The 26,142-nt window shown below is 71.2% G+C and carries 26 protein-coding genes, 1 tRNA gene and 1 pseudogene; 15 read left to right on the plus strand and 13 right to left on the minus strand.

Going from position 1 to position 26,142, the window contains the following annotated elements; all coding sequences use genetic code 11:
• The first annotated feature begins 99 nt into the window (after positions 1-99).
• From ACH35V_RS21230 to ACH35V_RS21265, 8 genes are all read left to right on the plus strand, one after another.
• Positions 100-396, plus strand: a complete 297-nt coding sequence (locus ACH35V_RS21230; RefSeq protein ID WP_395974576.1) for a hypothetical protein — start codon at positions 100-102, stop codon at positions 394-396.
• A complete protein-coding gene (locus tag ACH35V_RS21235; RefSeq protein WP_395974577.1) occupies positions 393-1,226 on the plus strand; it encodes a DUF2637 domain-containing protein in 834 nt (277 codons plus the stop codon). Before ACH35V_RS21230 ends, ACH35V_RS21235 begins: the two co-directional genes overlap by 4 nt.
• Positions 1,227-1,245: 19 nt before the next feature.
• On the plus strand, positions 1,246-1,662 hold the full coding sequence (locus ACH35V_RS21240; protein ID WP_395974578.1) for a hypothetical protein: 417 nt from the start codon (positions 1,246-1,248) through the stop codon (positions 1,660-1,662).
• Between the two features lie 156 nt (positions 1,663-1,818).
• Positions 1,819-1,983, plus strand: a complete 165-nt coding sequence (locus ACH35V_RS21245) for a hypothetical protein (RefSeq protein WP_395974580.1) — start codon at positions 1,819-1,821, stop codon at positions 1,981-1,983.
• Between the two features lie 155 nt (positions 1,984-2,138).
• Positions 2,139-3,485 (plus strand): replication initiator, encoded by a 1,347-nt coding sequence (locus tag ACH35V_RS21250; RefSeq protein WP_395974752.1) that lies wholly within the window; start codon positions 2,139-2,141, stop codon positions 3,483-3,485.
• 20 nt (positions 3,486-3,505) lie between these two features.
• Entirely contained in the window at positions 3,506-3,697 is a 192-nt protein-coding gene (locus tag ACH35V_RS21255) for a helix-turn-helix transcriptional regulator (protein WP_395974582.1), read from the plus strand.
• Positions 3,697-4,755: a hypothetical protein gene (locus ACH35V_RS21260; protein ID WP_395974583.1), complete on the plus strand. Its 1,059-nt coding sequence runs from the start codon at positions 3,697-3,699 to the stop codon at positions 4,753-4,755. Before ACH35V_RS21255 ends, ACH35V_RS21260 begins: the two co-directional genes overlap by 1 nt.
• A complete protein-coding gene (locus tag ACH35V_RS21265) occupies positions 4,710-5,087 on the plus strand; it encodes a hypothetical protein (protein ID WP_395974585.1) in 378 nt (125 codons plus the stop codon). Before ACH35V_RS21260 ends, ACH35V_RS21265 begins: the two co-directional genes overlap by 46 nt.
• 121 nt (positions 5,088-5,208) lie before the next feature.
• Here ACH35V_RS21265 and ACH35V_RS21270 read toward each other — a convergent pair.
• Positions 5,209-5,290, minus strand: a tRNA-Tyr gene (locus ACH35V_RS21270).
• A 139-nt stretch (positions 5,291-5,429) separates the two neighbouring features.
• Here ACH35V_RS21270 and ACH35V_RS21275 point away from each other — a divergent pair.
• Positions 5,430-5,918: a YajQ family cyclic di-GMP-binding protein gene (locus ACH35V_RS21275; RefSeq protein ID WP_395974587.1), complete on the plus strand. Its 489-nt coding sequence runs from the start codon at positions 5,430-5,432 to the stop codon at positions 5,916-5,918.
• A 57-nt stretch (positions 5,919-5,975) separates the two neighbouring features.
• On the opposite strand, the gene ACH35V_RS21280 is transcribed toward ACH35V_RS21275, so the two are convergent.
• Entirely contained in the window at positions 5,976-6,251 is a 276-nt protein-coding gene (locus tag ACH35V_RS21280) for a helix-turn-helix domain-containing protein (RefSeq protein WP_132181232.1), read from the minus strand.
• 35 nt (positions 6,252-6,286) lie between these two features.
• On the opposite strand from ACH35V_RS21280, the gene map reads away from it, so the two are divergent.
• Entirely contained in the window at positions 6,287-7,054 is a 768-nt protein-coding gene (gene map / locus ACH35V_RS21285) for a type I methionyl aminopeptidase (RefSeq protein WP_395974588.1), read from the plus strand.
• A gap of 49 nt (positions 7,055-7,103) precedes the next feature.
• Here the strand turns inward: map and htpX are convergent, their stop codons facing one another.
• The 7 genes from htpX to ACH35V_RS21320 all read right to left on the minus strand — a co-directional run bounded on the left by htpX (position 7,104) and on the right by ACH35V_RS21320 (position 14,539).
• Entirely contained in the window at positions 7,104-7,961 is an 858-nt protein-coding gene (htpX, locus tag ACH35V_RS21290; RefSeq protein WP_395974589.1) for a zinc metalloprotease HtpX, read from the minus strand.
• 65 nt (positions 7,962-8,026) lie between these two features.
• Positions 8,027-9,523: an NADH-quinone oxidoreductase subunit N gene (locus tag ACH35V_RS21295; protein ID WP_395974590.1), complete on the minus strand. Its 1,497-nt coding sequence runs from the start codon at positions 9,521-9,523 to the stop codon at positions 8,027-8,029.
• On the minus strand, positions 9,523-11,046 hold the full coding sequence (locus ACH35V_RS21300) for a NuoM family protein (protein WP_395974592.1): 1,524 nt from the start codon (positions 11,044-11,046) through the stop codon (positions 9,523-9,525). The genes ACH35V_RS21295 and ACH35V_RS21300 overlap by 1 nt, the downstream gene beginning before the upstream one ends.
• An 11-nt stretch (positions 11,047-11,057) precedes the next feature.
• The gene (locus tag ACH35V_RS21305; protein ID WP_395974594.1) at positions 11,058-13,085 is read right to left on the minus strand and encodes an NADH-quinone oxidoreductase subunit L; all 2,028 of its coding nucleotides are present in this window, start codon (positions 13,083-13,085) and stop codon (positions 11,058-11,060) included.
• Positions 13,082-13,477: an NADH-quinone oxidoreductase subunit NuoK gene (gene nuoK / locus ACH35V_RS21310; protein WP_395974596.1), complete on the minus strand. Its 396-nt coding sequence runs from the start codon at positions 13,475-13,477 to the stop codon at positions 13,082-13,084. Before nuoK ends, ACH35V_RS21305 begins: the two co-directional genes overlap by 4 nt.
• Positions 13,477-14,043 (minus strand): NADH-quinone oxidoreductase subunit J, encoded by a 567-nt coding sequence (locus ACH35V_RS21315; RefSeq protein ID WP_395974597.1) that lies wholly within the window; start codon positions 14,041-14,043, stop codon positions 13,477-13,479. The genes nuoK and ACH35V_RS21315 overlap by 1 nt, the downstream gene beginning before the upstream one ends.
• A 49-nt stretch (positions 14,044-14,092) precedes the next feature.
• Positions 14,093-14,539, minus strand: coding sequence for a 4Fe-4S binding protein (locus tag ACH35V_RS21320; RefSeq protein WP_395974598.1), 447 nt, complete (start codon positions 14,537-14,539; stop codon positions 14,093-14,095).
• A gap of 204 nt (positions 14,540-14,743) precedes the next feature.
• Here ACH35V_RS21320 and ACH35V_RS21325 point away from each other — a divergent pair, with 204 nt between their 5' ends.
• Positions 14,744-15,505 (plus strand): ComEA family DNA-binding protein, encoded by a 762-nt coding sequence (locus ACH35V_RS21325; protein WP_395974599.1) that lies wholly within the window; start codon positions 14,744-14,746, stop codon positions 15,503-15,505.
• 15 nt (positions 15,506-15,520) lie between these two features.
• On the opposite strand, the gene ACH35V_RS21330 is transcribed toward ACH35V_RS21325, so the two are convergent.
• From ACH35V_RS21330 to ACH35V_RS21345, 4 genes and pseudogenes are all read right to left on the minus strand, one after another.
• The gene (locus ACH35V_RS21330) at positions 15,521-16,474 is read right to left on the minus strand and encodes an NADH-quinone oxidoreductase subunit H (RefSeq protein ID WP_395974600.1); all 954 of its coding nucleotides are present in this window, start codon (positions 16,472-16,474) and stop codon (positions 15,521-15,523) included.
• Complete coding sequence (locus tag ACH35V_RS21335) at positions 16,467-17,144, minus strand: NADH-quinone oxidoreductase subunit C (RefSeq protein ID WP_395974601.1); 678 nt, start codon at positions 17,142-17,144, stop codon at positions 16,467-16,469. The genes ACH35V_RS21330 and ACH35V_RS21335 overlap by 8 nt, the downstream gene beginning before the upstream one ends.
• A 443-nt stretch (positions 17,145-17,587) precedes the next feature.
• Positions 17,588-18,019: pseudogene (locus ACH35V_RS21340) on the minus strand (NADH-quinone oxidoreductase subunit B); the annotation flags it as partial.
• Between the two features lie 167 nt (positions 18,020-18,186).
• Positions 18,187-18,558 (minus strand): NADH-quinone oxidoreductase subunit A, encoded by a 372-nt coding sequence (locus ACH35V_RS21345; protein WP_395974602.1) that lies wholly within the window; start codon positions 18,556-18,558, stop codon positions 18,187-18,189.
• Between the two features lie 293 nt (positions 18,559-18,851).
• On the opposite strand from ACH35V_RS21345, the gene ACH35V_RS21350 reads away from it, so the two are divergent.
• The 4 genes from ACH35V_RS21350 to ACH35V_RS21365 all read left to right on the plus strand — a co-directional run bounded on the left by ACH35V_RS21350 (position 18,852) and on the right by ACH35V_RS21365 (position 25,056).
• Entirely contained in the window at positions 18,852-20,021 is a 1,170-nt protein-coding gene (locus tag ACH35V_RS21350) for a hypothetical protein (RefSeq protein WP_395974604.1), read from the plus strand.
• Positions 20,022-20,292: 271 nt separating this feature from the next.
• Positions 20,293-21,576, plus strand: coding sequence for a hypothetical protein (locus ACH35V_RS21355; protein ID WP_395974605.1), 1,284 nt, complete (start codon positions 20,293-20,295; stop codon positions 21,574-21,576).
• A 536-nt stretch (positions 21,577-22,112) separates the two neighbouring features.
• Positions 22,113-23,963, plus strand: coding sequence for a 2-oxoacid:acceptor oxidoreductase subunit alpha (locus tag ACH35V_RS21360; RefSeq protein WP_395974606.1), 1,851 nt, complete (start codon positions 22,113-22,115; stop codon positions 23,961-23,963).
• Positions 23,956-25,056 (plus strand): 2-oxoacid:ferredoxin oxidoreductase subunit beta, encoded by a 1,101-nt coding sequence (locus ACH35V_RS21365; protein ID WP_395974608.1) that lies wholly within the window; start codon positions 23,956-23,958, stop codon positions 25,054-25,056. Before ACH35V_RS21360 ends, ACH35V_RS21365 begins: the two co-directional genes overlap by 8 nt.
• Positions 25,057-26,142: the final 1,086 nt, after the last annotated feature.

A 26,142-nucleotide genomic window follows, 5' to 3' on the forward strand; every position in this document is an offset into this window, starting at 1 on the left:
CTCTCCTCCCTCACCTTCCTCATCTCCGGCTCGGCGTGAGCCTGATCGCGCCACGTCCCTACCCGACCCATACCCGAAACCGGCACTGGAGGCTTCCCGATGGCCACTCGCGTCCACGTTCTTCGTCCCCGTCCTCGATTCGTCGCCGTCCCGTCCCCCTCGTCCGGCCCGTCCTCACGCTCGTCCCGGCCGTCCCCTGTCTCGTCCTGGGACGTGTGGCCGGTCGGCGTCGAGTGGGACGAGTTCCGGTCCCTGCACCTAGCCCGGTGCCAGCGCTGCGCCGACTCCTTCACCTCGTCCCGCGCCGCCGAGGTGGACGAGTGGGCCGACACCCACCGGTGTGACGCCGAACTGGCCGCGCTGCTCGCCCTCGTCACCGACCGGCGGGCGGCATGACCCGCCGCATCCTGGCCACCGTGGCCGACTCCGGGCCGGTCGTCGTCCTCGCCGGGATCGCGGCCGCCGGGTCGTTCACCCACATCCGCGACACCGCCACCGAACACGGCCAACACGGCTGGATGGCCTGGGCCATCGCCGTGTGCATCGACCTGACCTGCGTCATGGCGGCGGGGGAGCGCCAGCGCGACAAGCAGACCGGGCGCCAGACGGGGCGGCTGACCTGGCCGACCCTGGTCCTGGTCGGCGGCATCCTGCTCTCGCTGGCCGCCAACCTCGCACAAGCCGACCCGTCGGTGTGGGGCTGGATCACGGCCGGAACCCCGGCGGGCGCGTTCCTGGTCGCCGTCTCCATGCTGGAACGCCGAAAGACCGTCACCCCCGCGACGACGCATCCCGCGCTGGTCCCGGACTCCTTCGGCCGTCCGTCCTCGACACCGTCCCCGTCCCCGTCTGCGCCTTCGTCGGGTTCGTCCTCGTCCCCTTGGGTGGTGTGGGAGGACGACCGCCCCACGGTCGCCGCTGCCGTTCCAGCCGGGCAGCGTGACACCGACCAGGACCGGGGCGAGGACGAGCGGGACGGACAGACCTCCATCCCCGTCCCCGTCCAGCAGACACCGGCCGCACCCTCCCCACCCCCCGCGTCGTCTTCGTCGGCTGCGGGCGGGCCGCTGGTCGACTTCGCGCGCCGTGTCGCCACCGAACACCAGACCGAGCACGGACGGCCGATCACCCGCGACGCGCTCCGCGCCCGGCTGGGGGTGTCCAACCAGCTCGCCTCCGACCTGCTCCGCCAGATCCGCACCGAAACAACCGCGCCCGCTGCCTGACCGCCTGAAGGAAACCGCCATGACCACCCACGACAACCCCACCGGCCAGACATCCCCGGTTGTGCCCGGTGACCTGTTCGCCCGACACCAGACCATCACCGGCCTGCGCGCCCTCGCCGACTTCCTGGAGGCCAACCCGGCCGTTCCCGTCGATGAGTACGGCGAGCACTACCACGTGTTCACCCGCACCGAAGACGACGCCTCCGCCGTGGCGCTGGTCGACCAGACCGCCGCCCTCCTAGGTGCCGAGGTCACCGACCGCCGCTCGCGCGGCGGCCACTACCTGGCCGAGAAGACCTTCGGTCGCATCACCTACGCCATCGTCCACATCCCCGAGCGGCAGAAGCGCGAATCCCTCGCCCGTGACAGCTACCGCCACAACATCGTCCTCGACACCGAGCAGAACAGCAGCGACGACGCCGGGCGGGCGGCCTGATGACCACCAGCCAGCACCTGTGCCCGCCACGCGCGCTAGTCCGGCTCCTCGGGCTCGTGGGTTGGGTGTGCGCCACCTGCGGCGGGGGCGGTATCGCCTCCGACGGCTCCACCTGCCCCGACTGCAACGGCCACGGCCACACCTATTGACCGAGGGATGGACCTGATGTTCCTGCGCCGCTGCGCCTTCGCCTGCCTCTGGATCGTCCTGGGCCTGTTTCTGGTCCGCCAGCCCGAACGCGCCGCACACGCCACCCGCGCCCTCTTCGGCGGGCTGGCGCTGGTCGCTGACGCGCTCGCCCGATTCACCACCGCGTTCTGACCGCCCGGCGTGGCCGCAGTCGCCGGCAAGCACACGCGGCCACGCCAGGCCCATCCCCGCAACCCGCATCCACGGATTACGGAGACCCGTTCATCGTGCCTCACCCTGCCCCACCCGTCACCGCACCGCACGTCACCGACATCGCGGCCCGTGACATGGCGGCCCGGTACAACCGGGCCGACTTCCGCGCCTGGGCGCGCCGCGCGCACACCACCGGCGGCTGCGCCCAACCCGTCCACCTGCGCGGCCGCATCACCCACCTCGACCCCGCCACCGGCGAAATCCTGCACCACTACTCCACCGCGCAGGAACCGGGCGGGGCGCTGCGCGTGGCGTGCAAGACCCGCCGCGCGTCCCGCTGCCCCGCCTGCGCCGAGACCTACCGCGCCGACACCTACCAACTCATCCGCGCCGGACTGGTCGGCGGCAAAGGCGTCCCGGAAACCGTCACCGCACACCCGGCCGCGTTCGTCACCCTCACCGCGCCCTCGTTCGGCCCAGTGCACACCCGCCGCACCGGAAACAGCGGCGCCATCGTGGCATGCCGTCCCCGGCGAGGCGGCGGGACGTGCCCGCACGGGCGGCCGGTGTCGTGCACCGTCCGGCACTCGGCCGCCGACACGCGGCTCGGGCAGCCGATCTGCCCGGACTGCTTCGACTACACCGGCGCGGTGCTGTGGAACGCACACGCCCCCGAACTATGGCGCCGCTTCACCCTGGCCTTCCGCCGCCACCTCGCACGCTCGGCCGGACTGCGCGTCGCCGACCTGCGCGAGGTCCTCACGGTCTCCTTCGCCAAGGTCGCCGAATACCAGCGGCGCGGCCTGGTGCACTTCCACGCCGTCATCCGCTTCGACGGCCCCGGCGGCCCCACCGCATCCCCACCCTCCTGGGCCACCCTCGACCTGCTCAACGCGGCCGTGGATCACGCGGCCGGGGCGGTGACGGTGTCGACTCCGGCGGCAGGCGACGTCCCGGCCAAAGACCACGTGTGGGGCTCCCAGATCGACATCCGGCCGATCACCACCACCGGAGACCTCACCGATACCGCGGTGGCGGGCTACATCGCCAAATACGCCACCAAAGCGGCCGAATGCGTCGGCACCCTCGACCGCCGCATACGCCCCACCGACGACCCGGCCGACCTGCCCGTGTCCGGGCACGCCCGGCGGCTCATCACCGAATGCCTCCGCTTGAGCGCGCTCGACGAATACGCGGGCCTGCGGCTGGCCGAATGGGCACACATGCTCGGCTTCCGCGGCCACTTCTCCACCAAATCCCGCCGCTACTCAGTCACCCTCGGCCGCCTCCGCGCCGACCGCATCGAACACAACCGCCGCGAACACGACATCTCGACCGGTCGCCTCCCCTTCGACGACGACCAAGTCCTCGTGATCGCTCACTGGCGCTACCTCGGCCAAGGCATGACGCCCGGTGAGGCACTCCTCACCGCCGCACTCACCGGCAAACCGCTTCCACCCATCGACCCGTCCGGATCGTGACAACCCTGGAGAGGCATCACGTGACGACGTCCGCTCGTGACACGCTCACCGTTCCCGAGGTCTGCGCCGAACTTCAGATCTCCCGATCGACCTTCTACGACTGGCGTCAGAAGGGACGCGCGCCGCTCTGCATCGTCCTGCCGAACGGCAGTCTCCGCATTCGCCGACGGGACCTCGACCGCTGGCTCTCGGCCTGCGAGGACGCCGCCTGATGGACGACATCACTTACGACGTCCGCGTCTACAAGACCGAGGTCTACAAGGGCAAGAGGGTCACGACCTACACCGTGCGGTGGAAGGTCGCCCGGAAGCCCTGGAAAGAGCCGTTCCGCAACAGGGCGCAGGCCGATAGCTTCCGATCGTCCCTTCTCACGGCGGCCCGCAAGGGTGAGGCGTTCGCCGTGAAGACCGGGCGTCCGCTCTCCTGGGAGCGGGAGGAGAACGCAATCACCTGGTTCGCGTTCTCCCTCGACTACTGCGCGGCCAAGTGGCCGTACGCCTCTCCCAACCATCGGCGGGGTATAGCTGAAGCGCTCACGGACGCGACAGAGGCTCTGCTGACCACGGGCAAGGGCGCTCCTGCGAACGCTCTGCTGCGGGAGGCTCTGCGCGCCTGGGCGTACAGCGGGCGCTTGCAGAACGGCGAGACCGATCCGCCGGAACACCTGGCCTCGACTGTTCGCTGGCTGGAGCGGAACACGGTCGACATGACCAACTTCGCGCCCGACCGCCAGGGGCCCCAGCTCGCGCGGCAAGTCCTTGACCGGCTGAGTCGTCGGCAGGACGGGACTCCCGCGGCGGGCAGTACGGCGACCCGCAAGCGGGCGACCTTCAACAACGCCATGGAGTACGCGTGCGAGCGGCGCATCCTGCCGATCAACCCGCTGACCTTGGTCAAGTGGACACGGCCACGCGTAGCGCAAACGCTCGACCTCCGGGTCGTCGCCAACCCGGACCAGGCGCGGCGGCTCCTCGACGCCGTCCGGAGTCAGGGCAAGCGCGGTGAGCGCATGGTCGCGTTCTTCGCCGTCATGTACTACGCCGCGCTGCGTCCGGAAGAAGCGGTAGACCTGCGCCGTGACCACCTCGTGAGCCTGCCGGATGACGGCTGGGGCGAGATGCGACTGACGCACGCCGAACCCCGTAGCGGCTCCCGGTGGACGGACAGCGGCAAGCCTCGGGATCGGCAACCTCTCAAGCATCGGCGCCCGGGGAGACCCGGCCCGTGCCGATCCATCCGGAGCTCGTCACGCTCCTGCGCCACCACGTAAAGGAGTTCAACATTCCGGCCGGTGGGCGGCTGTTCGTCGGGCCGCGTGGCGGCATCATGACTGACCGGACGTACCTCGGGGCCTGGCACAAGGCCAGAGAGCAGGCGTTGAGCGAACGGGAAGCTGCCTCGCCGCTGGCCAAGACGCCGTACGACCTTCGGCATGCGGCCGTGTCGACGTGGCTGGGCGCTGGGGTGCCTCCGGCGCAGGTGGCCGAATGGGCGGGGCACAGCGTGGCCGTTCTGCTGCGCGTCTACGCCAAGTGCGTCGCCGGTCAAGAGGAGGACGCCAAGCGCCGAATCAGCGAAGCGACCAGGCCAAAGACGCCTTAGAACTTCGGCACGTATTCGGCACGGACGGCCGTACAGAGCCGTTAACGATCAGAGACAGCCGGACAGAATGAGAACAGCCCCGGACCGGGTCGTGCCTGGTCAGGGGCTGTTTTACGAAGGGTGGCGGGTCCAGGATTCGAACCTGGGTAGGCTAAGCCGACGGATTTACAGTCCGCTCCCATTGGCCACTCGGGCAACCCGCCGTGGCGTCGCTGTCGCGACGGCACTGGAAAGGATAGCGGACGGTGGGAGCGGGTGTGACATCGAGCCGGGCGTGGGCTTGATCGTCGGGCGCTAGGCTCTCTGGATCGCGAAAGTTGCTGCTTAGGGGATGTGTGCGAGATGGCCGACAGCTCTTTTGACATCGTCAGCAAGCTCGACCGGCAGGAGGTCGACAACGCGGTGAACCAGGCCGCCAAGGAGGTGGCGAACCGGTTCGACTTCAGGAACGTGGACGCGGGGATCAAGTGGTCGGGGGAGTCGATCGAGATCCAGGCGAACACGGAGGAGCGGGCGAGCGCCGTGCTGGACGTGCTCAAGGACAAGCTCGTGAAGCGGGGGATCTCGCTGAAGGCGATCGAGGCGGGCGAGCCGAAGCTGTCGGGGAAGGTGCACAAGCTGGGCGTGACCCTGAAGGAGGGGATCGCCCAGGAGGACGCCAAGAAGATCGGCAAGATCATCCGGGACGAGGGGCCCAAGGGCGTCAAGGCGCAGATCCAGGGGGACGAGCTGCGGGTCAGTTCGAAGAAGAAGGACGACCTGCAGGAGATCATCGCGCTGCTGAAGGGCAAGGACCTCAGCGTGGCCCTGCAGTTCGTGAACTACCGGTAGACGTAGGGAGCGCGCCGGCCCCATCCCCCGCAGAAGTGGCCGGCGCGCTCTCGTGTGTTATGACGCCGCTGACTCCGGGATGGTTCGGTCGAATTCGTCCAGTTTCTTGGCGAGGTCGGTGAGGTCGAGGTCCAGGACGCGGGCCAGGGACGCGACCGTGTAGAACGCGGGGACGGCGATGGCGCCGCGTTCGATCTTGCGGAGGGTGTCGAGGGAGATGCCGGCCTCGGCGGCGACGGCCGCGGCGGGGCGGGGGCCTCGGGCGGCGCGGAGGATCTGGCCTAGGGCCTTGCCGCGGTCGCGCTGTTCGTCGGTGAGCGGGGTACGGACCATGCGAGCATTGTAATACTGGTATTAAAATATTCTGCATGGTGACCTATCGAAGCCCACGCGAGTGGGAGCGCATGCGGGACGCGGGGCGTGTCGTCGCCCGGATTCTGGCGAGTGCGCGGGACGTGGCGGAGCCCGGTGTGGCGCTGGCCGAGTTGGACGCAGTGGCGGGGAGGGTGCTCAAGGAGCATGGTGCCACGTCACCGTTTCTGCACTACAAGCCTGGTTGGGCGCCGATGCCGTATCCCGCGAACATCTGTGTGTCGGTGAACGATGTGGTGGTGCACGGCATCCCGGACGGGGCCGTGCTGAGGGACGGGGATCTCGTCACGGTCGATGGTGGCGCGAGGCTCGGCGGGTACTGCGGGGACGCGGCGATCTCGTTCATGGTGGGGGCGGCGGACGAAGGTGGTCTGCGGCTCATCGAGACGACGCGGGCCGCGCTGGAGAGGGGCATCGCGGCGGCGGTGCCCGGGAACCGGATCGGGGACGTCGCGGCGGCGATCGAGGGCACGGCGCGGGCGGCCGGGTACGGGATCGCGGACGGGTCCGGCGGGCATGGGATCGGGACGGAGATGCACGAGGATCCGTCCGTGCCCAACAAGGGGCGGCCGGGGCGCGGGATGAAGATCAGGGAAGGGTTGACGATCGCGATAGAGCCGCTGGTCACCGAGAGCGGGCGGGACGCGACGCGGACTCTGGAGGACGGCTGGGCGGTGGCGACCGTCGATGGTGGCCGGGCGGCGCATTTCGAGCATTCGGTGGCGATCACCGCGGATGGGCCGATGATCCTTACGGCGCCCTAGCGGCCGCGGGCCGGTGGCCGCCCCTAGCGGCTGCGGGCCGGTGGCGGTCCTAGCGGCGGTGGCCGGCCATGCGTTCCAGGCGGGCTATGCGGTCGGCCGTCGGGGGGTGGGTGGAGAAGAGTTTTCCGATGCCGGCGCCCGCGAACGGGTTGGCGATCATCAGGGAGCTGGTGGTGGCGAGTTCGGGGTCCTGCGGCAGCGGCATCGCGCGGGTGCCCGCCTCGATCTTGCGGAGGGCGGAGGCGAGGGCGAGCGGGTCGCCGGTGAGGCGGGCGCCGGCGGCGTCGGCGGAGTACTCGCGGGTGCGGCTGATCGCCATCTGGACGACGGCGGCGGCGACCGGGCCCAGGACGAGCATCAGCAGGGCGCCGAAGATGCCGGGGCCGTCATCGTCGTCGGAGCGGCCGATCGGGATGAAGATCGCCAGGTGGGACAGGTAGGTGATCACGGTGGCGATGGCGGCGGCGACGGACGAGATGAGGATGTCGCGGTTGTAGACGTGGGACAGCTCGTGTCCGAGGACGGCGCGCAGTTCGCGTTCGTCCAGCATCTGCAGGATGCCGCGGGTGCAGCAGACGGCGGCGTTGCGCGGGTTGCGGCCGGTGGCGAACGCGTTGGGCTGCCGGGTCTCGGAGACGAACAGGCGCGGCATCGGCTGGTGCGCGGACGTCGCCAGTTCCCGGACGAGCCGGTACAGCATCGGCGCCTCGACCTCGCCGACCTGGTGGGCGCGCATGGAGCGGAGGGCGATCCGGTCGCTGAACACGTACGCGACGCCGTTGGTGACGAGCGCGATGACCAGCGCGATCGTCAGCCCGGCGCCGCCGCCGATCAGCCATCCGGCCGCCAGCATCAATGCCGACAGCGTGCCGATCAGCGCCGCCGTCTTGACGCCGTTGAACTGCACTTCCGCCTGCCTCCCCCTAGGTCCCCGCATGGGTAATAACGGTGTGACCTGGGTCAACGTTCCCACTAGGTGGCTTGAGTCACCGTTTGTAGGACGATTTGAGGGGCGGCTGAGAGTACAAGCGCGGCCGTCGCGGTTGCGGTGATGGCGGCGCGGACGGGCATTCCGGGCGCCGGGTCGTACGGCTCGGCCGCCCCGGGCGCGGGCGTGAACAGGCGGACGGCCCAGACGAGGTAGTAGTACAGGCCGATGGCCGTGTTGATCGCCATCACGACGGCCAGCCAGGTGACGCCGCCCGCGACGGTGGCGCGGAACACGACGACCTTGGCGAACAGGCCCATGACGCCGGGCGGAAGTCCGGCGAGGCAGATGAGGAAGAACGCGAGGGCGGTGGCTACGGCGGGGCTGCGGCGGGCTAGGCCGCGGTAGTCGTCGAGGGTGTCCCAGGACGGGCTGAGCCCTTCGGCGGTGCGGCGGCGGAAGCCGATCACCACGGCGAACGCGCCGAGGTTCATGACGGCGTACAGCGCGACGTAGGCGGTGGTGGCGGCGACGGCCTCCGGCAGCCGGTCGTCGCCGACGGACAGCGGCGCCAGCATGTAGCCGGACTGGGCGACGGACGACCAGGCGAGGAGGCGGATCGCCGTCCGCTGGCGGAGCGCGACGAGGTTGCCGATGGTCATGGTGAGGGCGGCGAGGATCGCGATCACCGGGCCCCATACGTGCGCGTACGCGGGAAGGCCGAGTGCCAGGACGATCGCCAGGCCCGCGAAGCCGGCGGCCTTCGACACGACGGACAGGAACGCCGCTACGGGCAGCGGGGAGCCCTGGTAGACGTCCGGCGCCCAGAAGTGGAACGGGACGGCGGCGACCTTGAACGCGAACCCGGCCAGGACGAGCACGGCCCCGGCGGTGGCGACGGGGTCGAGGTCCGAGGGGAGCCGGGAAAGCGCCGGGGCGATGCGGTCTAGGTGCATGGCGCCGGTCGCGCCGTACACGAGGCTGATCCCGAACAGCATGACGGCGGTGGACGCAACGGAGACGAGGAAGAGTTTCAGCGCCGCCTCGGACGCCGTCCCGTCGTAGCGGCGCAGCGCCACCAGCGCGAACACGGGGAGGGAGAGGGTCTCCAGCGCGACGAGGAGGAGGACGAGGTCGCGGGCGGCGACGAGGGTGAGCGCGCCGATGACGGCGGCGAGGAGGAGGAAGTGGTACTCCCCCACCGGCATCTTCGAGTCGGTGATCTCTTGCAGGGAGAGGAGCACGACGACGACGGCGGCGCCGAGGACGATGCCCTGGAAGAGGAGCGTGAAGTCGTCCGCGACGTAGGAGCAGGAGCGGGGGCCGTTGCCGCGCAGGCCGTCCGGGAGGCAGAGGGTGTCGCGGCGGTCGCCGAAGGCCAGGGCGGCGACGGCGATCAGCGCGACGGCCAGGGAACCGCCGCTGAGCAGGGACAGGACGCGGCGGGGCGCCTCGAAGGCGTCGGCGAGGAGCAGCCCGATCGCGGCGACGGCGAGGATCAGCGGCGGCGCGATCGCCGCGTAGTCGATGCTCTGGATCATCAGCCGCCTCCGAACAGGGCGCGGACGGGCTCGGTGGTCACGTCCAGCAGGGTCTTCGGCCACAGGCCGACGAGCAGCGTGAGCGCGATCAGCGGGCCCCAGGCCGCGTACTCCGGCACGGAGACGGCCGCCGGGCCGGTCAGCGCCGAACCGCTCGGAGCCGGGCCGGTTCGGGCCTGGGCGGTGCCGTCGGACGGGCCGTGCGTGAGCCTGGCGAGCATGCGCAGGAAGTACGCGGCGGTGAGCACCGCGCCGACCGCCGCGACCGCCATGAACGTCACGAACGTCTCGCGCGGCAGGTCGGCGTGCGGACGGTACGCGCCGATCAGCGCCAGCAGCTCGCCCCAGAACCCGGCGAGGCCCGGCAGCCCGAGCGACGCGACGGACGCGAACGTCAGGATCGACGCGAGGCGCGGGGACGTGCCGAGCATCCCGCCGCCGAGCGCGTTCATGTCGGCGGTGCCCCAGCGCTCCTTCACCGACCCGGCGAGGAAGAACAGCAGGCTGGTGATCAGGCCGTGCGCGATGTTGCCGAACAGCGCGGCGTTGACGCCGACCGGGGTGAGCGTCGCGATGCCGAGCAGGACGAAGCCCATGTGCCCGACCGAGGAGTAGGCGATCATCCGTTTCAGGTCGGACTGGGCCAGGCAGGCGAGCGCGCCGTAGATGATCCCGATGACGGCGAGCAGGCCGAGCCAGGGCGCCCAGAACTCCGCCCCGTCGGGTGCGAGGGGCAGCGCGACGCGGACGAGCCCGTACGTCCCCATCTTCAGCAGCACCCCGGCGAGCAGCACGGACCCGACGGTCGGGGCCTCGGTGTGCGCGTCCGGCAGCCAGGTGTGCAGCGGCCACATCGGCGCCTTGACCGCGAACCCGATGCCCATCAGCGCGAACGCCGTCACCTGGAGGCCGTGCGACAGGCCCGACCCGTGCCGGGCGGCCAGCTCCGTCATGTCGAGCGTGCCCGCCTTCGCGCCGACGAGCAGCATCCCGGCGAGGAGCAGCCCGGAGCCGAGGAGCGTGTAGAGGATGAACTTGGTGGCGGCGGCACGGCGCCCGCCCCCGCCCCACAGCATGATCACCACGTACATGGGGATCAGGACGGTCTCGAAGAACACGAAGAACAGCACGAGGTCGAGCGCGACGAACGTGCCGACCAGCCCGATCTCCAGGACGAGCAGGAGCGCCGTGAGCAGCCGGATCCGGCCGCCCTCCGGCGGGTGCTTCAGCGTGTAGAGGAAGCAGAGGAACGTCAGCAGCGCGGTCAGGACGACGAGCGGCAGCGAGATCCCGTCCACGCCGAGGTGGAAGCGCAGGCCGATCGCGGGCGCCCATTCCCGGTCGACTTCAAGCTGCATGCGGGACGTGGCGCCGAAGTCGAACGCCGTCGCGGCCGAGATCGCGACGAGCAGCGTGGCGCCGGACACCGCCGTCCCGAACACCCGGACCGCGACGTCGGTGCGCAGGAACCGGTTCGCCGGGACGAGCATCGCCAGCGCCCCGACCAGGGGGATCGCCATCATCAACACGAAGATCACAGGAAGATCACCACCCCGGCCACGATGACGACGACACCGGCGAGCAGGCCGGTCAGGTAGTTCTGCACGTTGCCGTTCTGCGGGACGCGGAGGATCCCGCCGAGCCGTCTCGCGCCGCGCCCGGCCCCGACGACGGCGCCGTCCACGCGGCGGCCGTCGAAGATCACGACCTGGCGCGCCAGTGCCTGGACGGGCCGGACGATGGCCATCGCGTACAGCTCGTCCACGTAGAAGGCCCGTGCGAAGACGGGACGGGCCCGGCCAAGCGCGCGCGCAGGATCCAGTGCGGGGTCACGGTTCCAGACGAGGAACGCAGCGCCGCCGCCGAGCACGACCAGAAGCAGGCTCAGCAGCGCGGCTCCCACATGCGGACGCAGTTCTTCAGCGCCCAGCCCGAAGAAACCGAGGATCGCGGCGGGGACGGCCAGGACGGCGACCGTCCACGACATGAACCTGGACGGTTCGCGGATCTCGTACGTCCCGCGCGGCTCCCCGAAGAACGTCATCAGCCAGGCGCGCATCGCGTACGCCGCCGTCAGCGCGACCGTCAGCAACAACCCCAGATACACCAGCCACGCCACCCCGCCCGGCACGTCCACGATGGGGGGACCGGAGGCAACTACGAAGTCGACATACGTACCTGGCGCCTTCAGCTCAGCACAGGGGAATGACGGATCGCCCACGCATTCCACGCCACGCGGCGCCAGCCAGTCGCTGAGCGCGGAGGCGGAGGTCGATTCGCCGCCGTGGAGGGCGGAGTGCTGGGCGGCCTCGATGACGGAGTCCTTGCTGAACCAGCCGCTGAACGGCGGGACGCCCGCGAGCGCCGCCAGGCCGACCGTCATCGACCAGAACGTGACGGGCATGCCGCGCCGGAGCCCGCCGTAGTGCGCCAGCATGTTGGAGCCCGCCACGACGATCACGCATCCGGCGGCGAGGAACAGCAAAGCCTTGAACGCGCCGTGCGTCAGCAGGTGGAAGATCGCGGCGGTGTCGGCGCCGACCGCGAGCCCGGCGGCCATCACGGCGAGCTGGCTGATCGTCGAGTACGCCAGGACGCGTTTCAGATCGTCCTGAGCCAGCGCCGCGAGGGCCGAGCCGACCATGGAGATCACCGCGACGACGCCGAGCACCGCGAGCGACGCCGGGGCCGCGACGAACACCTCGTACAGCCGCGCGACGACGTAGACGCCCGCCGCGACCATCGTCGCCGCGTGGATGAGGGCGCTGATCGGGGTCGGGCCCGCCATCGCGTCCGGGAGCCAGGTGTGCAGCGGGAACTGCGCGCTCTTGCCCGCGACGCCCGCGAGGAGCAGCAGCGCCGCCGCCGTCACGGTCGCGTCGGGGAGGGTTCCGGCCTTCCGCAGGACCTCGTCGATCTCGAACGTGCCCGCGCCGATGCCGAGGACCAGGATCCCGATCAGGAAGCCGACGTCGCCGAGCCGGGTGACGAGGAACGCCTTGACCGCCGCCCGCGAGTTCGCCCGGTCCTCCCAGTGGTGGCCGATCAGGAAGTACGAGCAGATGCCCATGACCTCCCAGCCCGCGTACAGGACGAGGAGATCTCCGGCGTAGACGACCAGCAGCATCGCCGCCGTGAACAGCGAGATGAACGCGGCGTAGGACGAGTAGCGCTCGTCGTCCCTCATGTACGCGATCGAGTACACCTGCACGGCGAGCGCGACGCAGCAGACCATGAGGCCGACGACGGCGGAAAGGCCGTCCACCTGCAGCCCGACCCGGATCGGCACCGAACCGGTCTCGATGAGGGTGAGCGTGCCCGTCCGCTCGCCGGGGTCGCGCCACACGGCGAACGCGGCGATCGCGGCGAGGACGACCGACACCGCGATCGGCAGGCACGCGATCAGCGCCGGTCCGTTGCGAAGCGGGGCAGGTCCGTTGCGAAGGGGCGTGGAGCCGCCGGGGCGGCCGCCGAGGAGCCGGGTCAGGGACGGGCCGAGCAGCATCCCGGCGAACGCGGCGACGAACGGCAGCAGCGCCACCAGCGAGGCGAGCCAGATCACGGGGCGGCCTCCTCGACCGCTTCGGCCTCGGGTTCATTTTCGGCGGCTTCGGCTGGTTCGGGTTCAGGTTCGGCGGGACGGGTCGAGTCCTCCGCCAGGGCGCGCAGGCGGTCGACGTCCACCATCTGCCGGTTCCGGTACACCAGCAGGACGATCGCCAGCCCCAGCCCGACCTCCGCCGCCGCGATCACGATGGTGAACAGCGTGAGGACCTGCCCGCCGTGCAGCCGGTCCTGGTACCAGACGTCGAACGTGACGAGGTTGAGGTTCACCGCGTTCAGCATCAGCTCGACCGACATCAGGACGAGGATCGCGTTGCGCCGCGCCAGCACCCCGTACACGCCGACGGAGAACAGCAGCGCGGCGACGATGGTCGGGTAGGCGAGATGCATCAGCCGTCGCCTTCCTCGTCGGCTCGGTCGCCCGATTCAGGACGCGCGGCGCCGGCTTCGGGACGGGCGCGGATGTCGGAGCGGGACAGGACGATGGCGCCGACCAGCGACGCGAGCAGCAGCACCGACAGCACCTCGAACGGCAGCACCCACGTCCGGAACACGGCGGCGCCCAGCGCCTCGGCCGACCCGGCGCCCTCGCGGAGCGGCATCCGCTCGTCCCTGAACCCCATGACCATCACGGTCACCAGGACGGCGGCGGTGGCGACGGCGACGGCCGCGGCGGCCCACCGGTTGCCGGAGTCGAGGTCGGCGGACTCGCCGATCGGCGCCCGCGTCAGCATGATCCCGAACAGCAGCAGCACGACGATCGCGCCGACGTAGATCAGCACCTGCACCCACGCGACGAACTCCGCGGTCAGGACCAGGTAGCCGCCCGCGAGCGCGCCGAACGACACCACCAGCCACAGCGCCGCGTGGACGAGGTTCCGCGTCGTCACCACCAGGATCCCGGACCCGACGGCGACGACGCCGAGCAGCGTGAACACGACCTCCTGGCCGCTCATGCCCGCCTCCTGCGGGGGGCGACCCCCCACGCCCCCCGGTTCGCTTCGCTCATGTTCGCTCCTCGCGCGGAGGGCGGGCGCCGCGCGCGGCGGCCTTCTCCGCGGCGGCCACTTCCTTCGGCGGCTCGGCGGACGGGTCGTGCGCCTGCGGCGGCGGGACCGTCCACATCCATTCCCGCAGCCGGTCCTTCTCGTGCGTCAGCTCGGCGATGTCGTACTCGGCGTACTCGAACTCCGGCGACCAGAACAGCGCGTCGAACGGGCACGCCTCGATGCAGATGCCGCAGTACATGCACAGCGCGAAGTCGATCGCGAACCGGTCGAGGACGTTGCGGGTCCGGGGACGTCCGCCGCCCTCGGCCGGGAGCGTCTCCTTGTGCGAGTCGATGTAGATGCACCAGTCGGGACATTCACGAGCGCAGAGCATGCAGACGGTGCAGTTCTCCTCGAAAAGCGCGATGACGCCCCTGCTGCGCGGAGGCAGATCAGGCTGCACTTCCGGGTATTGACGCGTTATGGAACGCCGCGTCATCGTTCGCAACGTGACCGCCAGCCCCTTGGCCAGCCCGCCTCCTGGTAGCCGTCCCACGCGCCCCATGATTGCGCACGATCGCCTCCGGGGGAACGCGCTCGGGTTCGCGTTCGTCCAACCAGGCGTAGGCCCCATGGTCGTCGGGGGGTTCGCGGGCAGGGAGGGCATGTGAGTCATCACGCAGACCACCCTGGGCGCCGGCCCGCACAGCGGCCGTACGGCCCGCCCGGCTGGCGTCCCCCGTATCCGGGGCCGCCCGTCCCGCCGGTTCCGCCGATGCCGCCCGCCCCGATCGCGCCGAGCGAGACGGCACGCGGCATCCTGTGGGCGTTCGTGCCGTTCATCACGCTCGGCTACGGGACGCCGATCTCGTTCCTGTACGCGGCCATCCGGCGGGGGTCGTGGAACCTCGGCGCGACGGCGGCCGGATACGGCGTCGGGACGGCCGGCGTCATCACGCTCCTGCAGATGGAGAACCCGATCCTGATCGTGCTCGGGACGTTCGTGGCCGTCCTGCTGTGGATCTCGGGCACCGCCCACGCGTTCGCCGTGCGGTCGTCCGTGTTCCCCCGCGAGGTGCCGCGCAACCGCCTCAACGAGCACGCGATCGAGGTCGCCAAGTACCGCAGGTCGCTGCGCGAGGAGGCCCGCGCGCTCGCCGCCGAGGACCCGGCGCTCGCCCGCGAGCTGCGGATCGGCCGCCCGGACGTGCCCCGCACCTACGACGACGGCGGGCTCGTGGACGTCAACCACGCGCCGCAGGAGATCCTCACCGCGCTGCCCGGCATGACGCCCGAGCTGGCGGAGCGGGTCGTCCGCCGCCGCGAGGAGCACGGCGGGTTCGTGTCCGCCGAGGAGATGGCGGTGGACGCCGACATCCCGCCGGACGTCCTCCCGGAGATGGCCGACTTCACCATCTTCCTCAGATAACCCGGCCAGGCAGGCTCAGAGCGCGACCTTCAGGACGCCGGTGAGCGCGAGCTGCGCCAGCGAGAGCGGCACCAGCCAGGCCCAGGCGAGCTTCTGCAGCTGGTCCTCGCGCATGCGCGGGTAGCTGACCCGCAGCCAGATCACGCAGAACGCCAGCGCGCCGCCCTTGAGCAGCGTCCAGAGCCAGCCGAGCTCGGTGTCCAGGAACGGGCCCTTCCAGCCGCCGAGGAACAGCACCGTCGTCAGCCCGCACAGCACCACGATCCCGGCGTACTCGGCCAGCAGGAACAGCGCGAACCGCAGCCCGCCGTACTCCGTGTACGGGCCGAAGATGATCTCGGAGTCGGCGACCGGCATGTCGAACGGCGGGCGGCGCAGCTCGGCGAGCCCGGCGACGAAGAACACGACGGCCCCGACCGCCTGCCAGGGCAGCCAGTACCAGCGCCACTCGTCCACCACGCCTTGGAGCGACAGGGTCCCGGCGGCCATCGCCACCGACGACGCCGCGAACACCATCGGCAGCTCGTAGGACATCAGCTGCGCGGCGACCCGCATCCCGCCGAGCAGCGAGTACTTGTTCGCGCTCGCCCAGCCCGCCATGATCGCGCCGATCACGCCGACGCCCATCACGGCGAGCGCGAAGAAGATCCCGGGGCCGAGGTCGAGCGCGACCTGGCCGCCGGGCCCGACCGGGATCACGAGCAGGACCAGCAGGTACGGGACGAGCGCCACGCCAGGGGCCAACTTGAACACCCACCGGTCGGCGTCGCGCGGGACCACGTCCTCCTTCTGCGCGAACTTCACGCCGTCGGCGACGAGCTGCGCCCAGCCGTGGAAGGCGCCCGCGTACATGGGTCCGAGACGGCCCTGCATGTGCGCCATGACCTTGTGCTCGGCCTGCCCGACGAGCAGCGGCAGCAGCGCGAACGCGGCGGCGACCAGCGCCAGCTTGACGACGACCTCAAGCATCGGGCGCCTCCCCTTCCGGGCCCGCAGCTCCCGGGCCCGCGGCTCCCGGGCCCGGGGAAGGTTCGGCGCCCGCGGAAGGTTCGGCGCGGCGGCCCGCGCGTCCTGCGCGTTCCGCCGCCTCGCCCCAGGCGCCCTCGTCGGGCACACCGGGTGGACGGACGCGGCGGCGGCTCGGCGCGCCGTGGCCCGATTCGCCCGGTTCCTTGGCGCCCGGCCACGGCTTGGCGACGCGGGCGGCGAGCACGAAGTCCTTGCGGAGCGGATGGCCCTCGAACCCGTCCGGCAGCAGCAGCGGGACGAGGTTCGGATGGCCCTCGAACAGCACGCCGAACATCTCCGACGTCTCCCGCTCGTGCCACTCCGCCCCGCGGAAGACGCCCGTCGCCGTCGGCAGGACGGGCGCCCGCTTCGGAACGCGCGTCCTGACCAGCAGATGGTGGCGGCGTTCCAGCGAGTACAGGTGGACGACGACGGCGAAGCCCTCGTCCAGCTCGTCCACTCCGGTCAGCCAGTCGAAGAAGCCGCAGGACAGGTCGTCGCGGGCGAAGATCAGCGCGTCCAGCCAGAGTTCGGGCGACACCCCGACGGCCAGGCCGCCGAACGTCTCCTCGGTGGTGATCTCGTCGCCGAAGCGGGCCGTCCAGGCGTCCGCAAGCGCCTCGGCGCTCACCGGTCGCGTCCGATCTCGTCGTCGTGCCCGTCGTCGGTCAGCCCCGGGATGATCGACGGATCGTGATCGTTCTCGGCGTCCCCGTCATCGGCCACGGGCGGGACGGGCATCGTGATGTCATCGGCCGGATGCACGCCCGGGGTGGACTCGACGACCGGCACCTCGGCGGTCTGTGCCTGGGGGCCATCGGCCGGCGTCTCCTCGGATTCGGGTTCGGGTTCGCCGAGGTGCCAGACGGGCACGGTCTCGTCGTTCGGGCCCGCCTCAGCGCCGCCTCCCGGCAGCTCCGTCGTGTCGCCCGCGTCCCCGGCCGGGGGCGGGGGCGGCGGCTGGATCGGACGGCGCAGGACGGTCGCCGTCAGCGGGCGCGGCGCGGGCGGCGGCGACACCGGCTCGCCGCCCAGCCCGTTGGCGGCGTAGCGGTCGCCGAGCGACTCGCCCGCGATCTTCTCCTGCAGCCGGACGATCCCGTGCAGCAGCGCCTCCGGACGGGGCGGGCAGCCGGGCACGTACACGTCCACCGGGATGATCTGGTCGACGCCCTTCGTCACGCAGTAGGAGTCCCAGTACGGCCCGCCGCAGTTGGAGCAGGCGCCGAACGAGATGACGTACTTCGGCTCGGGCATCTGCTCGTACAGGCGGCGGACGGCGGGCGCCATCTTGTCGCTGACGGTGCCGGACACGACCATGAGGTCGGCCTGGCGGGGGCCGGGCGCGAACGGGATCACGCCGAGCCGGATGAAGTCGTGCCGGCTCATCGAGGTCGCGATGAACTCGATGGCGCAGCAGGCCAGGCCGAAGTTGAAGACCCACAGCGAGTAGCGGCGTCCCCAGTTGAGCACGAACTTGACCGGCTTCGGCGCCAGCCGCGACAGCGGTCCGACGCTCGGCGGAGGTAGATCGATAGTGCCCACGGGAGCATTGTTACAGCCCGCCGCCGTCTGGCCAGAGGCCCAAGCGGATCAATCCGCCCCGGCCGTCAGACCAGGAGAGCAGGCCCCAGACCGAGGACGGCCCGCCCCTAACCCCAGGACAGCACGCCCTAGACCCAGGACAGCACGCCCTTCTTGCCCGCGTACGCGAGCCCGGCGGCGAGGAAGCCCAGGAAGACGAACATCTCGCCGAGCGTCGTCGCGCCGTAGCCGGGTGCGGAGAAGACCGTCGCCCAGGGGAAGAGGAACACGGCGTCCACTGCGAACACCACGTACAGGTACGCGAACACGTAGTACCGGACGTAGGAGTGCGCCCAGCCCTCGCCGACGGGGTCGACACCGCATTCGTACGTGGTCAGCTTCTCGACCGTGGGACGGTTCGGACGCAGCATCCGGTTCGCGGCGAGGCCGCCGACGACGATCCCGGCGCCGACGACGAGCAGTACGACCACGACGACATATGTGTCGAAATAGTTATGCACCAGATCCTCCTCGCCGGCGTCGAAGCAAGTATCCCTCGCAACGGGGTCCGGGGGAATGTGACCGGGCGCCTCCACATCCGAGGCGCGCGGTGCCATGGTTTTACTGCAGACTAGGCTTTGCATTGGGGTCAGTTGACCTGGAAGGACGTGACCAGATGAGCAACCCTCCGCCGCCCCCGGGGTGGGAGTCCCCGGGTGGTGGCTCCTGGCCGCCTCCGCCGCCGCCCGCAGGGCCGGGCGGCCCCGGTCCGGGCGGACCCGGAAGCCCAGGTGGGCCCGGGGGACCCGGTGGAATGGGCGGCCCGGGAGCACCGCCGCCGCCCGGCGGCTTCGGCGGTCCGGGCACACCGCCGCCGTTCTTTCCGCCGCCGCCCGGCAGCCCGATGGGCCCCGGCATGCCGCCGCCGCGGCGCAGCGGCGGCGGCGCGCTGATCGCGGCGCTGCTCGGCGGCGGCCTCGTCATCCTGGTCCTGATCGGCGTCGTGGTGTTCGTGGTGGTGGCGAGCGGCGGCAAGACGCCCGAGGAGAAGCTGACCGCCGCCGCGGCCAACATGTCCTCGGCCGGCGCCGTCGGGCTCAAGGGCACCTTCGGCAGCGGCGGGACGCTGGACGGTGAGCTGAGCGTCACCAAGGGCGGCCGCGCGACGGGGCCGGTCACGTGGAACGGCAGCCGCGTCACCGTGCTGTCCGCCGACGGCAAGCTGTTCGTGAAGGCCGACCAGTCCTACTGGAAGCGGGAGATCTCCGGCTCCGACGACCCGTTCTTCCTGACCTCGGGCGAGCAGTGGGGCCGGCTGGACCCCGACGAGATCAACCTCGACTTCAAGGAGCAACTGACGCCGGCGGCGCTGGCGAGCAAGATCCGCTCCGCGAAGTCGTCGACGATCAAGCCGCTGGAGACGACCTGGCAGGGTGAGAAGGCGCTGAAGTTCAGCTCGTTCTCGTCCACCATCTACATCAGCGACGAGGACGACGCCGAGCTGCTGCGCTTCGAGTCCACCACCCCGCGCGTCCGCGTGGACGTGACCCCGAAGAGCGCCGGCGACGCGTCGTCGATCATCTCGGAGATGCGGACGAACATCGGCGAGCTGAAGGACTCCTTCAACGCCTCGGCGCAGCCGCGGGTCTCCGAGTGGAAGCGGGGCGGCTGCAACGGCGACTCCGGCTGCACGGTCGAGGCCAAGATCCGTCCGCCGTACGACGTGGAGACGCCCGTCACCGTCGACGTCCGGTTCCGGATCACCGCCGGCTCGCTGACCGGCCGCGACCTCGGCAACTGCACGGCCCGCATCACGCTCACCAGCTCCACCCCGCAGTGGGCGAGCTGCCGCGTCACGAGCAGCGCGTGGACGAGCTGGGCCAAGGCCAGCGGCGGGACCTTCTACAAGCACGCGTCGTACAAGGTGATCGGCGCCACGGCGGAAGAGGTCCAGTCGATGCAGAGCGGGCTCGACAGCGAGTGAGGCCACCGGCGAGCCGCAGGTGAGACGGCAGGTGCGGCGCCTCGCGCGCTGATCCGACGCCACGGGTGCCCGGCGGCGCTCTCCCCATCGCGGGGAAAGCGCCGCCGGGCACCCTTATGCTCATGAGGACGCCGCTCCAGGGCCGACGGCGCGCCCCCTCCCTCGCAGCACGCACGTCGGCATCCCCCGGAGGACGCCTCCAGACCCTTGCTTTGGCCTGACTGTCGGGCCCGGAAACCGGGCCCCGGAAGTGAGCAGAGTGAGCCCCCACGTGAGCCCTGAACAGGACGAGGCGTCATCGACGACCGCCTCCCAACCTCCGCCGGGCACCCAGTTCCCGCCGAACGCCCCGTACGCACCGAACACGCCGTTCGGGCAGAACACCATGCCGCCGCCTGCCCCTCCCCTTCCGCCCGACCCCGCACGGCTGCGGCAGCAGCGGCGGCTGATCACCGCGGCGGGCGCGGCGGCGCTCGTGATCGTCGTCGGGACGGTGCTGGCCGTCGTGCTGGCCGGCGAGGACGAGCCGGGGAAGCCGGGCAAGCCGACCGCGCCCGCCGGGCCGCCGGCGTGGTCGCTGAAGGCGGGGCAGTGGCTCACGTCCGGGAAGGGCTTGCGCTACGAGGGGGCCATGACGGTCGGTGGCAAGCCCGTCCAGGCGCGCCTGCGGGTCACTCCGGCGGGCTCGGCTTCCGGGACGCTGACGGCGGGCGCGCTGAAGGCGGACGTCGTCGCAGTCGACGGCGTCACCTACATCAAGGCCGGGACGGCGTTCTGGCGCGACTACGCAGGTGAAACCCGCCACCCGGACTACTACGCGGGACGCTGGTCCAAGGCGCCCGCGTCCGTGCCGGGCTTCGACGTGCCGGACGTGCTCGGCCCGGCGTCCATCGCCCGGACGCTCACCACGACACCGGCGAAGACGCCGACGGAGAACGTGAACGGCGTCCCCGCGTACAAGGTCAGGACGCCGGGCGCGGAGTACCTGGTGGCGAAGGCGGCGCCGCACCAGCTCGTCTCTGTGCGGGCGGTCGGCCCGAACGCGCCGTGGTTCGCGGCCGCGCCCGTCGTCGCGCCCGCGACGCTGTTCGCCGAGCTCAGGCCGCGCGTCGCCGCGCTCGGCGGCGCCGCCGACCCGTCCCTGCGGTTCCGTCCGGGGACGCTGACGTTCAGCAACTGCGACCAGAACACCAACGGCTGCACCGTCATCGTCCCGGCCACGCTGACGTCGCCGGAGGGTGCGGCGCCGGCCGGCGCGCGGGCGGCGCTGCGGGCGTCGATCACGTCCCGGGGCGCGCCGCTCGGCTCCTGCTGGGCGTCGGGGCCGGTTCCGGCCGACCGGGCGCTGGAGCTGCGCTGCACCGTGACGAGCAGGCTGTGGCGCAGGTGGGTGCGCGCCGCGCTCGACAACCCCGGCTCGTACCCGTACGCGGCGACGGCGCACGTGATCGGGGAGGCGGTGGGCGCGGACGGCGTCCAGAAGCTGCTCGACGTCGTCGACCGCGAGCGCCGCGCCATCGCGAAACCGGCGCCGAAGCCGAGTGCGACGCCGTAGGCGAAGGCGCACGTCGTCCGGGGCGGGGGCGCTTCGGGCGGGCTCCATCGCGGCTGTCTAGACTTCGGGTCGTGAACTCCACGCCCGTGGGGAGCCGCGGCTCCTCGACGTACTCCGCGCGGCGGCTGGTCAGACGGCTCCACGTCGACCTGTGCCGGCAGCGCAGCAGCCTGTGTTCCGGGTGAACTCGGGGCCCCGTCCAGGTCGTACCACCCGATAGGACCTGCCCGAATCCGGGAGTCCCTCGTGAACCCCGCACCGAAGTGATACGTCTTCTATAACGGGGCCACGACCTCCCAGGGAGCGGGGCGTCACATGACGGGCGGCGTGACGACCGCGGTCGATGCCACCCCTGACCGGCGGCCGCCGAGAACCGGACGACGCGGGCCCGATCGAGCCGCCGCCGTCCCGGTAGGCAGCACGTTCCCGATAACACCATCCGATCCCGGACGTACCATGAAGGTAATCCTAAGTAGCATCACGATCCTGGGCGCCTCCCCCTGGACGGATGCTGCGCGTCGAGGAGGTCTTCCTCTGTGACCAAACAGGTCCAGCAGCTCGACCGCGTCATCATCCGCTTCGCCGGCGACTCCGGCGACGGCATGCAGCTGACCGGCGACCGCTTCACCCAGGAGACCGCGGCATTCGGCAACGACCTGTCGACGTTGCCGAACTTCCCGGCCGAGATCCGCGCCCCCGCCGGGACCCTCCCCGGCGTGTCCAGCTTCCAACTCCACTTCGCCGACCACGACATCCTCACCCCGGGCGACGCGCCCAACGTCCTGGTCGCGATGAATCCCGCCGCCCTCAAGGCCAACCTCGGGGACCTCCCCCGCGGGGCGGACCTGATCGTCAACACCGACGAGTTCAGCAAGCGCAACCTCGCCAAGGTCGGCTACGAGACGAGCCCCGTCGAGGACGACTCGCTCGCCGAGTACCGGGTGCACGCGCTGCCGCTGACCTCGATGACCGTCACCGCGCTCACCGACTTCGACATCTCGAAGAAGGACGCCGAGCGCGCCAAGAACATGTTCGCGCTGGGCCTTCTGTCCTGGCTGTATCACCGTCCCACCGAGGGGACGATCTCCTTCCTGGAGAAGAAGTTCGCCAGCAAGCCCGAGATCATGAAGGCGAACATCGCGGCGTTCCAGGCGGGCTGGTCCTACGGCGAGACCACCGAGGCTTTCTCGGTGCAATACGAGATCAAGCCGGCCGAGCACGAGCCGGGCCTCTACCGCAACATCACGGGGAACCTCGCGCTGGCGTACGGGCTGGTCGCCGCGGGCGTGCAGAGCGGCCTGCCGATCTTCCTCGGCTCGTACCCGATCACGCCGGCGTCCGACATCCTGCACGAGATGTCCAAGCACAAGAAGTTCGGCGTGCGGACGTTCCAGGCCGAGGACGAGATCGCCGCGGTCGGCTCCGCGCTCGGCGCCTCGTTCGGCGGGTCCCTCGGCGTCACCACGACGTCCGGGCCCGGCATCGCGCTGAAGAGCGAGACGATCGCCCTCGGCGTCTCGACGGAGCTTCCGCTGCTGGTCATCGACGTGCAGCGGGCTGGTCCTTCGACCGGGATGCCGACCAAGACCGAGCAGGCCGACCTGTTGCAGGCCATGTTCGGCCGCAACGGCGAGGCGCCCGTCCCGGTGGTCGCGCCCCAGTCCCCGTCCGACTGCTTCGACGCCGCGATTGAGGCGGCCCGGATCGCGGTGAAGTACCGCACCCCGGTCATCCTGCTGTCGGACGGCTACCTCGCCAACGGCTCCGAGCCGTGGCGGCTGCCGGACGTCGCGTCCCTCCCGAAGATCGAGCCGAACTTCGCGGCCCCGCCGTCGCCGGAGGACGAGGAGTTCCAGCCGTTCCGGCGCGACCCCGACACGCTCGCGCGGCCCTGGGCCGTCCCCGGCACCGAGGGTCTGGAGCACCGGATCGGCGGCCTGGAGAAGGCCGACGGGTCCGGCAACATCTCCTACGACCCCGCCAACCACGACCGGATGACCAGGATCCGGCAGGCCAAGGTGGACGGCATCGCCGGCGACATCGCCCCGCTCGCGGTGGACGACCCGTCCGGCGCGGCCCGCGTCCTCGTGCTCGGCTGGGGCGGGACGTACGGCGCGATCTCCGCCGCCGTCCGCCGCGTCCGCGGGAAGGGCCAGCACATCGCGCAGGCCCACCTCCGCCACCTCAACCCCTTCCCCGCCAACCTGCCCGAAGTGCTGCGCTCCTACGACAAGGTCGTCGTCCCGGAGATCAACCTCGGCCAGCTCGCGCTGCTGCTGCGCGGCCGGTTCCTCGTCGACGTGATCGGCTACAACCAGGTCCGCGGGCTGCCCTTCAAGGCCGAAGAGCTGCAGGGCGTCATCCAGGATGTGATCGACAGTGAGTGACAACGGAGACAACGGAAACGGGTCCAGCGGGAACGGCGCCGTCAACGGGAACGGGAAGACTCTGCTCTCGCTGGTCCCGAAGACCGACGTGAAGCAGTCCATGAAGGACTTCAAGACCGACCAGGAGGTGCGCTGGTGCCCCGGGTGCGGTGACTACGCGATCCTCGCGGCCGTCCAGTCCTTCCTGCCCGAGCTCGGGCTGCGCCGCGAGAACATCGCGTTCATCTCCGGCATCGGCTGCTCGTCGCGGTTCCCGTACTACATGAACACCTACGGGTTCCACTCGATCCACGGCCGCGCGCCCGCGATCGCGACGGGCCTGGCCACATCGCGTCCCGACCTCTCCGTCTGGGTCGTGACGGGCGACGGCGACGCCCTCTCCATCGGCGGCAACCACCTGATCCACGCGCTGCGCCGCAACGTCAACCTCAAGATCCTGCTGTTCAACAACCGGATCTACGGGCTGACGAAGGGCCAGTACTCGCCGACGTCCGAGATCGGCAAGATCACCAAGTCGACGCCGATGGGGTCGCTGGACGCGCCGTTCAACCCGCTGTCGCTGGCGATCGGCGCGGAGGGCACGTTCGTCGCCCGCACCATCGACTCCGACCGCAAGCACCTTCAGTCGGTGCTGCGGGCCGCGGCGCAGCACCGCGGCACCGCGCTGGTCGAGATCTACCAGAACTGCAACATCTTCAACGACAACGCGTTCGAGCCTTTGAAGGACGCCTCGGTCCGCGACGATGTGACGGTCCGGCTGGAGCACGGCGAGCCGATCATCTTCGGCGCCGACCGCTCCAAGGCGCTGCGCCGCTCGCCGTCCGGTTCCTTCGAGGTCGTGAAGGTCGCGGACGTCGACCCGTCCGAAATCGCCGTGCACGACGCCCACAATCCGGACCCGTCGATGGCGTTCGCGCTGTCGCGGCTCGACCAACCGGCGTTCGAGCACACCCCGATCGGCATCTTCCGCGACGTCGACCGTCCGTCCTACGACGAGCTGATGCGGGCCCAGCTCGACGAGGCCGTCGAGAACCAGGGCAAGGGCGACCTCGCCTCGCTGCTGGGCAGCGGCGACACCTGGCGCATCGACTGAGCCGCGGAATCTTCGCAGGCCCGGTCCCGGTTCGTCCGGGGCCGGGCCTTTTCGCGCATTGAATCCACGAGAACGGGGCACGGTTCATCACGCGGGTGAGCAACGGACGCCCCGCGACGGTCTTCCGGACAGGACCCGATGCGCGACGGTGCCCGGTCCTGCAAGACTGAGGAGATCATGAAGCCGGGGAGGTGACGATGCGGGTCATTCCGCGCCGCAGCAAGGGTCGTCGGCGGGACACTGCTCCCGCCCGCACCTCCGCACCCCCCGACCCGTCCACCACCCCCCGCGGCGGAGACCCCGCGCCCCCGCCGTCCCAGACCCCGCTCCCCGAGGACGCCACCCAGGCGGTCGAAGCGGCCCAGCCTTACTACCCGCAGCCCGCCCAGCCCGTTGACCCGGCACGGCCGCTCCCCGAGAAGCCCGTCCGCGACAACACACCCCACGGCCCTGCGGCACCACACGTCCCACCAACCCGCGAGTCCGCCCCACCGCGCGCCCCCGAGACACCACGCGGACCGCAGCCGCCACGCGGCCCTGAAACACCGCGCGGTACCGAAGCACCACGCGGCGCGGAGGCAGAGCGCGGGACGCAGCCGCCACGCGTGCCAGAGAACGCGCGCGGGCCGGAGGCGGGACGCGGGCCTGAGACGCAACGCGGCACTGAAGCATTGCGCGGCACTGAGACAGCGCATGGGCGGCAGGCATCACCTGGCTCTGAGACCGCACACGGGCAGGACGTCGCCCGCGGGCCTGGAACACCGCGCGGTACCGAAGCACCACGGGGTGCTCAGCCAGCGCGCGGGCCGCAGGCGTCGCGCGGGCCAGAGAGCGCGCGCGGGCCAGAGAGCGCGCGTGGGTCGGAGAGCGCGCGTGGGTCGGAGGCCGGGCGTGGGGCTGCGACGCCGCAGGGGGCCGAGGCCGCGCGTGGGTCGGAAGGGTCGCGGGGGGCCGTGGGCGCGAGTGGGGAGGCGGCTACGGCCGTGATGCCCGCGGGGGCGGGGGTTGTGGATCCGGCGGCTCGGCGGCGGGCGCGGGCGGCTGAGCGGAGGCGGGCGGCGGCGGAGGCTAAGCGGAGCCGGGCGG

Source organism: Actinomadura sp. 1N219, assembly GCF_044326405.1.
GTDB lineage: Bacteria > Actinomycetota > Actinomycetes > Streptosporangiales > Streptosporangiaceae > Spirillospora.

Excerpts from the sequence above, each read along its gene's own strand:
- ACH35V_RS21230 (WP_395974576.1), top strand. The coding sequence starts at position 100 with ATGGCCACTCGCGTCCACGTTCTTCGTCCCCGTCCTCGATTCGTCGCC.
- ACH35V_RS21235 (WP_395974577.1), top strand. The coding sequence starts at position 393 with ATGACCCGCCGCATCCTGGCCACCGTGGCCGACTCCGGGCCGGTCGTC.
- ACH35V_RS21240 (WP_395974578.1), top strand. The coding sequence starts at position 1,246 with ATGACCACCCACGACAACCCCACCGGCCAGACATCCCCGGTTGTGCCC.
- ACH35V_RS21245 (WP_395974580.1), top strand. The coding sequence starts at position 1,819 with ATGGACCTGATGTTCCTGCGCCGCTGCGCCTTCGCCTGCCTCTGGATC.
- ACH35V_RS21250 (WP_395974752.1), top strand. The coding sequence starts at position 2,139 with ATGGCGGCCCGGTACAACCGGGCCGACTTCCGCGCCTGGGCGCGCCGC.
- ACH35V_RS21260 (WP_395974583.1), top strand. The coding sequence starts at position 3,697 with ATGGACGACATCACTTACGACGTCCGCGTCTACAAGACCGAGGTCTAC.
- ACH35V_RS21275 (WP_395974587.1), top strand. The coding sequence starts at position 5,430 with ATGGCCGACAGCTCTTTTGACATCGTCAGCAAGCTCGACCGGCAGGAG.
- ACH35V_RS21280 (WP_132181232.1), bottom strand. The coding sequence starts at position 6,251 with ATGGTCCGTACCCCGCTCACCGACGAACAGCGCGACCGCGGCAAGGCC.
- map (WP_395974588.1), top strand. The coding sequence starts at position 6,287 with ATGGTGACCTATCGAAGCCCACGCGAGTGGGAGCGCATGCGGGACGCG.
- ACH35V_RS21295 (WP_395974590.1), bottom strand. The coding sequence starts at position 9,523 with ATGATCCAGAGCATCGACTACGCGGCGATCGCGCCGCCGCTGATCCTC.
- ACH35V_RS21300 (WP_395974592.1), bottom strand. The coding sequence starts at position 11,046 with ATGATGGCGATCCCCCTGGTCGGGGCGCTGGCGATGCTCGTCCCGGCG.
- nuoK (WP_395974596.1), bottom strand. The coding sequence starts at position 13,477 with ATGCATCTCGCCTACCCGACCATCGTCGCCGCGCTGCTGTTCTCCGTC.
- ACH35V_RS21315 (WP_395974597.1), bottom strand. The coding sequence starts at position 14,043 with ATGAGCGGCCAGGAGGTCGTGTTCACGCTGCTCGGCGTCGTCGCCGTC.
- ACH35V_RS21330 (WP_395974600.1), bottom strand. The coding sequence starts at position 16,474 with ATGCTTGAGGTCGTCGTCAAGCTGGCGCTGGTCGCCGCCGCGTTCGCG.
- ACH35V_RS21350 (WP_395974604.1), top strand. The coding sequence starts at position 18,852 with ATGGGCGGCCCGGGAGCACCGCCGCCGCCCGGCGGCTTCGGCGGTCCG.